Source organism: Paenibacillus shenyangensis (genome assembly GCF_000346635.1).
GTDB classification, from domain to species: Bacteria; Bacillota; Bacilli; order Paenibacillales; family Paenibacillaceae; genus Saccharibacillus; species Saccharibacillus dauci.
The window spans coordinates 128,987-142,821 of the sequence record NZ_AOIG01000015.1; the positions used below are offsets into that span (position 1 = coordinate 128,987).

Consider the following 13,835-nt stretch of genomic DNA (forward strand, 5'->3'; position numbering starts at 1 on the left):
GACTGTTCCTGTTAAAATCATAACCAACCCGTAAACGTGAATAATGACTTTACCGAAGGAGGAACTCGTTAATGACGATGATTACAACCAGGGATGCGTGCATGGCGAGGACACAATGAGCGATAATCGTAATCGGCTCGGAGTCATTGATATTGGTTCGAACTCCATCCGTCTCATTATCTATGAAGCGGGTAGTGACCGTACCAGCCGTATGGTACACAAGGCCAAAGAAACGGTACGTCTTGGTGTACGCAGGGATGAAAACGGCAATATGAGTGAGCAGGATATCTGGACAGTGATTCCGATCCTGCACAAATTCAAAGATATTTGCAAAGCCAATAGAGCAACACAGATCCGGGCAGTTGCTACGGCTGCGGTTCGCCAATCGAACAATACACAGGATATCATCGCCCGCTGGGAAGAAGAGACGGGGATTGCTGTGCAAGTATTATCCGGGGAAGAAGAAGCTTATTATGGTTTCTTGGGAGTGACCCGTTCGCTGCCTGCCCATATTCATGAAGGATTCATCGTGGATATTGGAGGCGGCAGTACAGAGATCTCTTATTTCAGGCATGAGGAACTTTTGCATAGTACGTCGCTACCCTGCGGAGCGGTTAATATGACGATGCAAAATGGCGGCCGGGATACATGGAACGAAGAGTCCAGACAGCGTCTAGCTGGTAAGATCAGCGGTCAGCTGCAGGACTACCCATGGACAGCGGATCATGCGGGTCTGCCGCTTATCGGTCTGGGCGGCGGTATTCGGGCATTGGCACGCATGGAAAGGGAACGCAGGCATCAGCTCAAACCTGCCGGCGATCCCTTTCCGATCGAAGCGGATACGATCCGTTTTTATGCAGATGCATTGGCTGGGCTCAATCTGGAAGAACGTATTCACCAATTTGATCTCGCTGCAGATCGGGCGGATATTATTGTTGCTGGCACTATGATCCTGAGTACCGTGTTTGAGCATATGCAGTGCTCGGTACTGCTGGCCAGCTGGCGCGGACTCAGCGATGGACTTGCTCATCATACCTTTAATATTGCACAGACGACGCAGCGCCAGATGAATGGCCAATAATAAATGAACAAACAGCCCCTTTTGTATACTCCGGTATATAAAGGGGGCTGTTTGACATAGATCAGGAATACGCATAAATACGCGTATACAGGCAGTGCATCGTTTGAAAAATATCGAAAACAGGTTAATAAGAAAAAGATTCATACCTATCACGGTGAGCGGACAGGAGGAAGAAGCGAATGTATTCTCTTTTTGGACTGAGTCATGAAGCGACCTTGCTATTATGGGCACTGATAGCTATTGTCATTTTGATTGTCATGATTGCCAAGTTTAAATGGAATCCTTTTGTTGTACTGCTGATGGCATCATTATTTCTCGGTTTGATTATCGGGATGAAGCCGCTGGATGTAGTGGATTCGGTACAGAGCGGACTGGGCGGAACACTGGGATCTATCGCTATCGTCATTGGACTGGGTACAATGCTCGGCAAAATGATGGCGGAGTCCGGTGGAGCCGAGCAGATTGCGACTACACTGATTAACCGGTTCGGCGAAAAGCGTATACCATGGGCAATGCTGATCGTAGGATTGATCGTCGGTATGCCGGTCTTTTTTGAAGTAGGTATTATTCTGCTGATCCCTATTCTGTTCACCGTGATCCGCAAAACAAATATATCACTGCTCAAAGTGGGTATACCGATGCTGGCCGGATTATCGACCGTTCATGGTCTGCTGCCTCCGCATCCTGCACCGATGATTGCGATTGATGCTTTTGGCGCCAATATTGGAATGACGATTATGTATGCACTAATTGTCGGTATACCGACTGCCATTATTGCAGGCCCGCTGTTTGGTACATATATCGGTAAGCGGATTGTGGTACAACCTCCGCAGGGACTATCCGAACAGTTCACTTCCCATCGGTCGGATCAGTCTGAACGTTCATTGCCGGGATTTGGCCTGACGATGCTGACGATTCTTATGCCGGTGATTCTAATGCTGACCGGTTCTATTGTCGAGATTGCTGCGCCGGATAGTAGCAGTGGTCTGGCGATGTTTTTCCGTTTTCTCGGTAATGAGGTTGTTGCAATGTTTATTGCGACGGTATTTGCCTTTTTCTCCCTCGGATTTGCTCAGGGATTCAGCAAGGAAGAGATCTCCAAGTTCACCAGTGAATGCCTGGCACCGACCGCTTCGATTATTCTGATTATTGGTGGAGGCGGCGCGTTCAAGCAAATACTGATTGATAGTGGCGTAGGCGAAGCCATTGCCAGCGTAGCGACAGCTGCCCATGTCAATGTCGTAGTATTCGCCTATCTGGTAGCGGCGCTGATCCGTGTTGCTACGGGTTCGGCTACTGTCGCCATGACGACTGCAGCGGGCATTGTAGCACCTGTCCTGGCACTGACGCCGGGAGCCAATGTTGAACTGGTCGTACTTGCTACTGGTGCAGGATCACTGATTCTGTCCCATGTGAATGATGCCGGTTTCTGGATGGTCAAGGAATTCTTCAATATGTCTGTACCGCAGACACTGAAGTCATGGACAGTGATGGAGACCCTGCTGTCGCTGGTCGCGTTTATTATCATTTTCATATTGAATATAATGGTATAGAGACATAGCTGTTCAGATACAGAATTGTGATACGGAAAAATAACCACGAATTTATGACGGAAAGTAGGTAGACGAGTATGAGCGAAGCCAAATTTATGATTGGTGTGGATATGGGAACTACCAGCACCAAAGCAGTCCTATTTGAAGAATCAGGTAAAATCGTCGCCCAGGGCGCTGTGGAATATCCACTGCATACCCCAGTTCCGTCGGTAGCCGAGCAGGACCCAGATCAGCTGTTTCGCGCGGTGATTGATTCTATTCGCCAGGCGATAGACAAGAGCGGCAGAGGACCAGAAGATATTTTATTTGTTTCTTTCAGCTCGGCAATGCACAGCATGCTGGTTGTAGATAAAGAAGGCAAGCCGCTGACCCAGTGCATGACCTGGGCGGATAATCGCAGTGCTCCTTATTTCAAACAGCTCAAAAGTGAGAAAAAAGGTCACGAACTATACATGCGTACAGGCACACCGATCCATCCCATGTCTCCTTTGACCAAGATCATGTGGATTACGCGGGAGCATCCCGAGATTGCCAGTGCAGCGCACAAATATATTTCTATCAAGGAATATGTATTCATGAAGCTGTTTGACGAGTATGTAGCCGATCATTCCATGGCTTCGGCAACCGGACTCATGAATCTGAAGCAGCTGGACTGGGATGAAGAAGCCCTGTCGACAGCAGGTATTACCCGTGAGCATCTGTCAAAACTGGTGCCAACCACTCATATTATGCACGGATTACATGATACGTATGCCGCAGAGATGGGCTTGAGCTCTTCGGTTCCCTTTGTACTGGGAGCTAGTGACGGCGTACTGTCCAATCTGGGTGTAGGTGCGATTGATCCGGGCGTTGTCGCTGTAACGATCGGTACGAGTGGAGCGATCCGTACGGTTACCGATAAGCCTGTGACCGATCCCAAAGGCAGATTTTTCTGTTATGCACTGACTGAAGATAAATGGGTTATTGGGGGGCCGGTGAATAACGGAGGCATTATTTTCCGCTGGATTCGTGATGAATTCGCTGCTTCCGAAGTGGAAACAGCCAAGCGGCTTGGCCTGAGTGCCTATGACGTGCTAACCCGGATCGCCGAGAAGGTACGTCCCGGTGCAGATGGACTGCTGTTCCATCCGTATCTGTCCGGTGAACGGGCGCCGCTGTGGAACCCGGATGCACGAGGATCATTTTTTGGCCTCGCTTTGCATCACAAAAAAGAGCATATGATTCGCGCTGCTCTGGAAGGCGTGCTGTTCAATCTGTATACAGTGATGCTGGCTGTGGAAGAACAAATTGGCGTCCCTCAGAAAATCCACGCGACCGGCGGATTTGCACGTTCCGAGCTGTGGCGCCAGATGATGGCCGATATTTTCGATCAGCGGGTGATTGTACCGGAAAGTATCGAAAGCTCCTGTCTTGGTGCAGCAGTACTTGGTCTGTATGCCCTGAAGCGAATTGATTCCCTGGATGAAGTATCCAAGATGATCGGTACAACCTACGAGCATAAGCCGTACAAGGAACATGCGGCTATTTACCGGGAGCTGCTGCCCATCTATATTCGTATTTCCCGCAAATTTGCCGAAGATTATGAAGATATCAGTGCTTTCCAGCAGCGTATGCTGGAGAAGGGCATGACGAGCGAGCCTGTAGAAGATCTATAATGTATTTGCAGCCCGGCCGCCGGATCTGGCACAAGAAGATCCGGCGGCCGGGTTATATGTATTGGGTGAGATTGGTGCCGAATAAGTGAAGAAGGATACGATCCAGTGGATTATTCGACGTCAATCAACGAAGAGGGTAAAATAGAAGAGAACCTGATCAAACAGTAAGATTCAGCCATCCCAATACAGCGAGAGGAGATTAGAAGATGATTGAATTGATCCCAATGGACAGCAAGCAGTATGCGGAGTTTTATCAACTGTCGACGACAGATTATGCTGCTGAGAAAGTGGCAGCCGGAGAATGGAGCGAAGAGGAAGCTATGGATCGGGCTGCCGAATCCTTTCATAAATATCTGCCGAATGGAGCGGATACAGAAGGGGCTTTTATTTACAGTATATTCGAGACAGAGCAGCAGCAAGCTGTAGGACATGTCTGGATGAATATCACCGATACGCCAAAAGGAAAATATGCTTTCCTGTATGATATCCTGATCTACGATGGTCATCAGAACAAAGGGTACGGACAGGAAACCATGAAGGCCCTGGATGAACTGGCAATTCAGCAGGGGGCTATCCGTATTGGACTGCATGTGTTCGGTCATAACCAGCGCGCTCTGCATGTTTATCAAAAGGCCGGATATGTGATCACCGACTATCAGATGTCGAAGACGTTATAATCAGGTCTAAACTGGCAATACAATTATCTTATGTATTGAAATAGAACGGCTATCGATGTGACCAAGATTGTACATACACCAGCTGCTGAAAGCACCATGACCGCTGAATAACATCCAAAAAGCTCTGCTAGCATGCCACTGTATCCATACAGGGCATATGCTGCAGAGCTTTTTGAATTATTCACAATTAAGCGTATTACATACGGTAAATTAATGCTTCGTACGGACGCAGATGCTTCAGTTCTTCAATCGTATGTTCATCTTCCCGGACGACCGGACGCGAGAACTTGGTATAGTTACCATGCAGCTTGATCATATGGTCTGCCCATTCCACACCTTCGCCGCTCCAGTCAATGTCTACTTCACGATCAGCAAAATTCAGAACGACCAGCCACTTCTCATCTTCCCATTCTCTGATAAAGGCAAAGATCTCTTCGTGCTCTGGCAGCAGCAGTTGAAACGAGCCATAGGACATAATCGGATTCTGTTTGCGCATCTGGATAAGCTGGCGATAATAGTAGAATACCGAATCCGGGTGATTTTCCTGCTCGCTAACACGTTTGCCTTCGATCTGGTCCGCAGGAGGCAGACTCATCCACGGCTCTGCTGTACTAAAGCCTGCGTATTCATTACTGTCATCCCACGGGATTGGAGAGCGTGCCCCATCACGGCTGCGACGGTGGATATTGGCAAGTGCCTGTTCAGGAGAGAGGCCATCCTGCAGCGCCTGCTGATAATAAGCCAAAGTGCCGGCATCCCGGTAGTCTTCAATCCGGTCATAGTTGGTATTGCCCAGACCAAGTTCTTCTCCCTGATAGATAAGCGGTGTACCCGGAATCGTATGGAGAAAAGTTGCAATCAGCTTGGCTGCAGTCACTTCATATTCACCGGTGCCAATCAGATCCGGTATAATGCGTGGATGATCATGCGTGCTGAGATAGAGAGCATAACCTCCCTGGCCAAATACACCCGAATACCAGTTACTCACCGATTCTTTTAACTCGCGAATAGACCATTCCCGTGATCCCCATGGGTTTTTGGGATCTTTGCCGATCCGGATCAAATCCATGGCGAGTACCATATTCATTTCTTGTCGTTCGGGAGCGGTATAGCGTACGACTTCCTCCATCGTTACCGAAGGTGCTTCTCCAAGCGTGATGACTTCAGGATACCGGGAGAAGGTCTGTTCATACATTTCCTGCAGAAACTCATGAATCCGCGGTCCATTTTTGTAAAACTCCTGTCCGGGTGGATGAGGTGCATCTGCTGGAGCATCCGGCAGTTCCGGATCTTTGGAGATCATATTAATCGCATCCAGACGGAATCCATCAATGCCTTTGTCCAGCCACCAACGGATCATGGTGTATAGCTCCTGACGCATATTTTCATTTTCCCAATTCAGATCGGGCTGCTTGCGGTCGAACAGATGCAGATAATATTCACCGCTCTGTTCATCACGAGTCCAGGCCGGTTCATTCAGGAAAGACATCCAGTTGTTAGGCTCCTGTCCATCACTTCCCGGTTCCTTCCATATGTAATAATCCCGGTAAGGGCTGTCCTTGGAACTTTGAGCTTGCTGGAACCATGGATGCTCATCCGACGTATGGTTGATCACCAGATCCATAATTAGTTTGATACCGTTCTCATGAAGTTTGGACAGTAGCTGTTCAAAGTCTTCCATTGTGCCATAACGGGGGTGAATCTGTTGATAATCGCTAATATCATAACCGTTATCTACCATGGGTGATTCACAGATTGGCCCAAGCCAGACAATATCGACGCCCAGCTTAACGAGATAATCGATCTTGGAGATAATGCCCTGCAGGTCTCCCCAGCCATCGCCATTACTATCCTTAAAGCTTTGTGGATAAATCTGATAAATGACGGATTCTTTCCAGGATGGTGCATTCATGTGTCAGCCCTCCGTTAAAGTAATATAAAATGATAAACAGGATATGAAAATAAAGATAGGATTTCTATATTCTTCCTAATGAATGGTTAAACGTAACCATCCTTCATTAAACAGCAAACAACCGGACACACTAAGCGTCCAGTTGGTCCTACAGGTTATATAATCAAATTACAAAAAGTAGTACATGTAGTCGTACAGATAACTAGCAGCGTCTACAGTCAATCTACTTGTTCGAAGGGGAGATAATGGGCAGCTGCTTGATCATCCGGTGATAGGCATGGCCGCGAATGTGAATCATTCCATCTTCGGCATAACCAAGCCGTTCATACAGTGCTCTAGCTTTGCTATTATCTACATCGACGATTAACAACAGACGGGGGTATTCCTGCTCTGCGGCCAGCTGCTCAAAGCTGGCAATCAGCTGTGATCCTATTCCTTGACCCTGAAAAGAAGGATGAACCGCTATCGAATCCAGATAGTACTCATCCGGATGTGCTTCCGGAATCACATCATCAGTCGGCTGTCCCAGCTGCTGCAGTCGCTCGATAATAGGTGCATCCAGCTGATCAATATCTTTGCCATGATAAGAAAGTGCGAAGCCTGCTACCTGTCCTTCTTGCTCGGTCACCATTACATTCTCGTAACTAAGCCGATTTCCTGGACTGCGAAAAAGCTGCTCCATTACTTTCATAGCCTGGTCGATCTGTTCGGTGCCTGTCAGTACATAGGCAATATCACCAATGGCATCATAGATCAGGGGGATTACAGCGGATGCATCCTCCGGTCGTGCTTTTCTTATTATCATCATTGTTGGCCTCCTTTGAAAGAACTGTATATTTTGAGTATATCATGTCAATTCCGTATTTGCAGAAAGGGAAAGTCTTTCCAGGAAGACAATAGATTGATCCGGGAAGCTTATTCGGTCTGGCTGTTCGTTTTGCTGAATATTGTGGCAGAATGGCTGGTTCTGTTTAATGAAGATAGTGGGGTATTTAGTATACTTAACGATTGTATGATAGCAAACAGGGTACAGATACGAGTATTCGTGCAGGAATCAGATGATACTGTACCAATCATAGCAGACGGAAGGATGGCGATTGGCAATGGAAACGACTCAAATTCGTACTCAATATGGAGAAGTACAGGGTGTACGGGAGAATGGTGCAGTGATATGGAGAGGGATTCCATATGCCGAACCTCCGGTTGGAGATCTGCGGTTTCATATGCCTCGTCCGCCGCAACCATGGGAAGGTGTACGGGAAGCGACCCGTTTCGGTCCGGTCTGTCCGCAGCCCGGTAATGAACTGGACAATAGCATGTTTGGACCATCCAATGCGCGTCCGGTACAGTCAGAAGATTGTCTGTATCTGAATATATGGGCATCCGACAAATCCACAGAGAAGCGCCCGGTCATGGTATGGATTCATGGAGGAGCCTTCGTGACTGGAGCAGGCAGCCTGCCGATCTACGATGGGGCTTCGCTTGCAGTAAATGGAGATATGATCGTGGTAACGATTAATTATCGTCTTGGACCACTCGGCTTTTTGGATCTGTCTTCGTATGGCAATGCATATGCAGCCAATCTTGGACTGCTCGATCAGATCGCAGCACTGGAATGGGTACGCAGCAATATTGCAGCTTTTGGCGGAGATCCCGAGAAGGTTACCATATTTGGCGAATCGGCAGGGGCGATGAGCATAGGTGCTCTGCTGGCGATGCCGTCAGCCAAAGGATTATTCCGCGCAGCCATTATGCAGAGCGGCGCATCACAGGTTCTGCCACCAGAAGCGGCCAAGCGAATCGCGGACGGTTATCTGCGGGAACTGGGAGCAAGTCCGGATGATCTGTCGGTTCTGCATTCGGCATCTACAGCAGAATTGCTGCAGGCAGCAGAGCGACTGCGGCAGTCCGGACAGGAAAATATTCTATCCCTGCTGTTCCAGCCAGTGATCCATCCGCAGACACTGCCGGTAGAGCCGGTGGTCGCGATCGAGAATGGTGCAGCCAAGGATATTGCACTCATTATCGGTACCAATCAGGATGAAGGTTCATTATTCATCAATCAATCTTCGCAAATCCTGCCACGCGAGCAGGTCAGCGGGGCACTGGAAATGATGACCGGACTCAACGGAGATCATCTGGTTGACCAGTATCCGATGACTGTACAGGGACAGGCGCAGATTATGACGGATCTGTTCTTCTGGCGTTCTGCGGTTCGGTATGCGCAGGCACAGATCGCTCATGGCCCGGTGTGGATGTACCGATTTGACTGGAGTCAGCCTGGTCATTCATGGCTTGGAACGGCTACTCATGCAGCGGAAATTGCTTTTGTATTCAACAATCTGCCGCTGCTGAGACATATCGGCGTACAGCCGGATGAATTGACTACCAATCTGGCTGTACAGATGCAAAAAGCATGGATTACATTTGCCCATACAACGACACCGGCGACGATGGAGATTCCATGGGGCGATTACAAAAAGCATGATCGCACTACGATCATATTTGACCGTCAGATCAATCTGGTAGAAGATCCGGATCATGACAAGCGGGTACAGTTGATCGGAGACTAAGCCTGCAGAATATGAAATATAAAGTAGAAAAAGCGAAGCGGAATCCCCGTTTCGCTTTTTTTATTTCCAAAGAGCGGGGAACTTACATAAATGTGCAGATAGCTACCGAATTATTAAGCAGTAAGTGCTATATAATTAAAGGCTGCATCTGCCGATAACTATTATATTTCACAGATATCTGCTCTACATAATGCAAGACTATCTGACTAGACACTAAATAGCAGGTATACATAAACGGAGGGGTACTATTGTTAATCCATATTTTTGATCTCAAGCAGGGAGACACGCTGCTTGCAGATGCATTTAACCGTCAGGGCGTTCCTCTCTTAAAACAAGGAACTCAACTGACCGATGAAGATATTACGCTGCTTACGCGTCATCAGCTCGATTATGTGGATGTTGCTTCCTCGCAGGGAACAGCAGCATTTACCGAAAGGGATACAGAGCATGACCTGATCGGACTGCCAGCCGGTCTCAAGGAAAGTGTGGAACAGTCTCTGCAGGCGTACCAGTCTCTGTTTCTGGAAGCGCTGACCAAGGGCAAATTCAGTGCCGAACTGGCAGATCATCTGATGGAGCCGCTGCTGTTGAATTTGAATGGGCAAAATGATATTGTCTCCCTGCTCTTGATGCTGGAAGCCGAAGATGATCATATCTACAGCCATTCACTAAAAGTTGGTCTGCTCAGTTATTACATTGCTGACTGGCTTGGTTACTCTGAAGAAGAATGTTACCGGATCAGCCGCGCCGGCTATCTGCATGATATCGGCAAAAGCCGTCTTCCTTCTATTATACGTTCCGACCGCGAGAGCATGAACGAATCGGAACGCAAAGAGCTGAAAAAGCATACCCAGTACGGTTACGACCTGATTATGGAATCCCTGAACGACAAAACTACCGCACTCGTCGCGCTTCAGCATCATGAGCGTAACGATGGTACCGGTTATCCGCAGCGCCTTTACAAAAATGGAATTCATGCGTATACCCGGATTGTATCGGTAGCCGATGTATTTGTGAATATGACTTCTGCCAGCAGCGATGGCAGCAAGCAGGGACTGGTGACTATCTTGCAGAACATCCATGAACTTGGATTTTCCAAACTGCATGAGAAACCGGTACAGGCATTGATTCATCATATGTCTCCCAACCTGGTCGGCAAAAAAGTCCAGTTGGATAACGGCGAAAATGGCATGATCGTGCTCGCCAACCAGACTGATATGTTCCGTCCGCTTATTCAGACAGACAAGCAATTTATCGACCTGTCCAAAGAACGCAAGATTCGCATCAGCAAAGTATTTATTTAAACCGCTAAATTAATATTCTCGTTAAGTATGTAATCAAACGTTCTCCATCAGGATACGATTCACCCTATTGTAATCTATCTATAGTATTTCAGATCACCCGGAAGAAATAGTTGGCACCATGTATTTGATGCCGATTGGTTCTTCCGGCTTTTTGTATTGAAATACAGATGTATACGCAGTTAGCGGAAATAAAAGACTCTGCAAATGTATTCACATGGTCTGTTACATTGCGGAACCTGTCTCCCTGCGCTACTATGCATATAAGGGTGAGGCTGGAAGATGCTAACAGATTCATTTCCAGAAAGCGCCCCGAAGGGAGACAATGGATATGACCGACAAAAGAAATGTACAGGCAGAAGATTTATATCAGTTTCAATGGACAGAACAACCGGCAGCCTCTCCGTCAGGCGAGTGGGTCGTCTATGTAAGTCGGCAGGTCAATGACAAACGTGACGGGTACTACTCCCATTTGCGTATGATCCGGCAGGATGGAAGCGGAGATTATCGGTTTACATCAGGAGAGAGAGATCACTCACCCGCATGGTCACCGGATGGTCGCAAGTTGGCTTTCCTGCGTAAAAAGGATGATCATACCCAGGTGTGGATGATACCCGCAGATGGAGGGGAAGCTTATGCAGCGACGGATTTGAAGCATGGCGTTGCTTCATTCGCATGGTCACCCGATGGCAGTTGGCTGCTCTTGCTGGCAGAAGAGAACAAAGAAGAGCATCTATCAACAGAAAATACCAAAGTAGAACAAAACAAGTCCTCTGACTCGGCATCCTCCAAATTATCTGCCAGTAAAAAGGCAGTCGTTATCGACCGAATTACATACAAGTCCGATGGTGGAGGCCTCTGGCAGGGACGTCGTACACATCTGTATCTGCATTCACTGGTAGATGATTCTGGACGCTGGCTGACAACAGGTGATTATGATGTGCAAAGCTATGTCTGGTCACCAGATAGCACCCAGGTAGCTTTTACTGCCCATATTCCATCTGCAGATGAAGCAGATCCCGATTTTGTACTGACCAATGATTTGTATACGCTTTCTATTCAGGGAGAGGGATTGCACCGCTGGACACAAAATGACTATGGAATCGTCTCGCTGGCATGGTCACCGGACGGTCAACAGATCGCTTTTATTGCAAGTGATCAGTCCTATCATAATGCCACGTTGACCCGGCTGTATCAGCTGACGTTGCCGGATGGTACTATTTCCTGTCTGTGTCAGGATTCCGATATGCTAATTGGCAATTACCTGGTCGGAGATAGCGGTATATCGTCAACGGCAGAACCGGTATTCAGCGCGGATGGCCAGCTGATTTATACGCTGCTGTCCGAACGTGGAGCGGTTCAGCTGATTGCAACGGCGGTAGATGGTTCGGGACATCAGGTGATACTGGATGGCCAGCGGAATATTCATTCCTTTACCCTGACAGCGCATGAACATGTGGTGTTCGTCGCTGCGGACAGTCTGCAGCCGGGTGAGCTATTCCTTCGCGATACGGCTCAGCTGCAGGAACAGCAGCTTACTCACTGGAATGACGAACTGTTGTCAGGGCTTCGGCTCAGTGTCCCGCAGGAGCTTGAGCTTACGGCCGTGGATGGTCGTCCGCTGCAGGCATGGCTGATGCCTCCGGTTCAGGAATATGACGCCGATAACCGTGCCCCTGCTGTTTTGGAGATTCACGGCGGACCGCATATGATGTACGGATTTACATTTATGCACGAATTCCAGCTGCTTACTTCACAAGGATATGCCGTAATATTCACCAATCCCTGTGGTAGTCAGGGATACGGTCAGCAATTTGTAAATGCTTGCCGGGGTGACTATGGTGGTGGTGATTATCGTGATCTGATGGAAGTGACCGATTATGTACTGGAACATTATGACTGGATCGACAAAGACCGGCTCGGTGTAACTGGCGGCAGCTATGGTGGGTTTATGACCAACTGGATCGTCGGACATACCGACCGCTTCAAGGCTGCTGTCACCCAGCGCTCGATCTCCAACTGGATTTCCTTTTACGGCGTGAGTGATATCGGCTTTTACTTTACCGAAGATCAGATTGGCGGTACACCGTGGCAGCAGCTGGAGACGCTATGGAAGCATTCGCCGCTGGCTTATGTGGAGAATGTGAAGACGCCTATTCTGATTCTGCATGGCGAACAGGATCTGCGCTGTCCGATTGAGCAAGCCGAGCAGTGGTTTACAGGACTCAAGCGCCTCGGTGCCGTAACACGCCTCGTGCGCTTCCCGGATGCCGATCATAATCTATCGCGCAATGGACATCCCCAGCTGCGAATCCAGCGTCTGGAACAGATTGCGGGCTGGTTTGAGCAATATTTATAGAATCTATTTGCAAATGGAGCTGATGAGCTATTGATGTATAGAGACGGAGAGGTATGTATAAGCCCGATGGAACAACAGGATATGTATCGCCTCTGGGAAATCGGTTATCAGGAAGCAGCACCCGAATGGAAAAAGTGGGATGCTCCTTATTATGAGCATATTCCACTTACCTATGAGCAGTTCTGTGCGGGAGAGCAAGAGATGCTGCTGCAAAGGCCGGATCGTTGGGGTATTGAAGTCAGTGGAGAGCTGGTAGGAATGATCAGTTACTACTGGGAGCATGAGGCATCACTGTGGCTGGAGATGGGCATTGTGATATTCGTTCCTTCCTACTGGAGCGGAGGCTATGGTACGCGTGCAATTCGAATGTGGATGAATCATCTGTTTACGACGATGCCGCTGGTGCGGGTTGGCTATACGACCTGGTCAGGCAATGAGCGGATGATTGGCGTAGGTTACAAGCTCGGTATGACGATGGAAGCGCGTCTGCGCAAAGTCCGTTTGTACAATGGAGTATATTACGATTCGATTCGCATGGGTATTCTGCGTGAAGAGTGGGAAAGTCATACCGGGTCTCCACATCAGGAAGTGGAACAGGTCAGGTCTGTGCCGGAGTAGATATTTGAATAGTCAAAAGGAAGCTATATATAATAGTCCAGTTATAAAATCAGAGAACCCGAAGCGGTCCAACAGCCGCTTACGGGTTCTTTGATTTTTTGAAATG

At 48.3% G+C, this 13,835-nt stretch carries 10 protein-coding genes; 8 read left to right on the forward strand and 2 right to left on the reverse strand.

The genetic code is table 11. The features are described 5' to 3' along the window. The first annotated feature begins 43 nt into the window (after positions 1–43). The 4 genes from H065_RS25915 to H065_RS0113065 all read left to right on the forward strand — a co-directional run bounded on the left by H065_RS25915 (position 44) and on the right by H065_RS0113065 (position 4,966). Complete coding sequence (locus tag H065_RS25915) at positions 44–1,081, forward strand: Ppx/GppA phosphatase family protein (protein ID WP_081604126.1); 1,038 nt, start codon at positions 44–46, stop codon at positions 1,079–1,081. A gap of 179 nt (positions 1,082–1,260) precedes the next feature. Continuing rightward, the gene (locus tag H065_RS0113055; RefSeq protein WP_017813516.1) at positions 1,261–2,634 is read left to right on the forward strand and encodes a GntP family permease; all 1,374 of its coding nucleotides are present in this window, start codon (positions 1,261–1,263) and stop codon (positions 2,632–2,634) included. Positions 2,635–2,711: 77 nt separating this feature from the next. Further along, positions 2,712–4,289, forward strand: a complete 1,578-nt coding sequence (gntK, locus tag H065_RS0113060) for a gluconokinase (RefSeq protein WP_017813517.1) — start codon at positions 2,712–2,714, stop codon at positions 4,287–4,289. Positions 4,290–4,495: 206 nt separating this feature from the next. Further along, positions 4,496–4,966, forward strand: a complete 471-nt coding sequence (locus tag H065_RS0113065; protein WP_017813518.1) for a GNAT family N-acetyltransferase — start codon at positions 4,496–4,498, stop codon at positions 4,964–4,966. Between the two features lie 196 nt (positions 4,967–5,162). Here the strand turns inward: H065_RS0113065 and H065_RS0113070 are convergent, their stop codons facing one another. Beyond that, a complete protein-coding gene (locus tag H065_RS0113070; RefSeq protein ID WP_017813519.1) occupies positions 5,163–6,878 on the reverse strand; it encodes a glycoside hydrolase family 13 protein in 1,716 nt (571 codons plus the stop codon). Positions 6,879–7,101: 223 nt separating this feature from the next. After that, positions 7,102–7,686 carry a GNAT family N-acetyltransferase gene (locus H065_RS0113075; RefSeq protein WP_017813520.1) on the reverse strand — a complete coding sequence of 195 codons (585 nt, stop codon included), beginning with the start codon at positions 7,684–7,686 and terminating at the stop codon, positions 7,102–7,104. 295 nt (positions 7,687–7,981) lie between these two features. Between H065_RS0113075 and H065_RS0113080 the strand changes: the two genes are divergently transcribed. From H065_RS0113080 to H065_RS25920, 4 genes are all read left to right on the forward strand, one after another. Next, positions 7,982–9,451 carry a carboxylesterase/lipase family protein gene (locus H065_RS0113080; RefSeq protein ID WP_017813521.1) on the forward strand — a complete coding sequence of 490 codons (1,470 nt, stop codon included), beginning with the start codon at positions 7,982–7,984 and terminating at the stop codon, positions 9,449–9,451. Between the two features lie 248 nt (positions 9,452–9,699). Continuing rightward, on the forward strand, positions 9,700–10,755 hold the full coding sequence (locus H065_RS0113085) for an HD-GYP domain-containing protein (protein ID WP_017813522.1): 1,056 nt from the start codon (positions 9,700–9,702) through the stop codon (positions 10,753–10,755). A gap of 328 nt (positions 10,756–11,083) precedes the next feature. After that, positions 11,084–13,111: a S9 family peptidase gene (locus tag H065_RS0113090; RefSeq protein WP_017813523.1), complete on the forward strand. Its 2,028-nt coding sequence runs from the start codon at positions 11,084–11,086 to the stop codon at positions 13,109–13,111. A 33-nt stretch (positions 13,112–13,144) separates the two neighbouring features. Beyond that, complete coding sequence (locus H065_RS25920) at positions 13,145–13,729, forward strand: GNAT family N-acetyltransferase (RefSeq protein WP_051058723.1); 585 nt, start codon at positions 13,145–13,147, stop codon at positions 13,727–13,729. Positions 13,730–13,835: the final 106 nt, after the last annotated feature.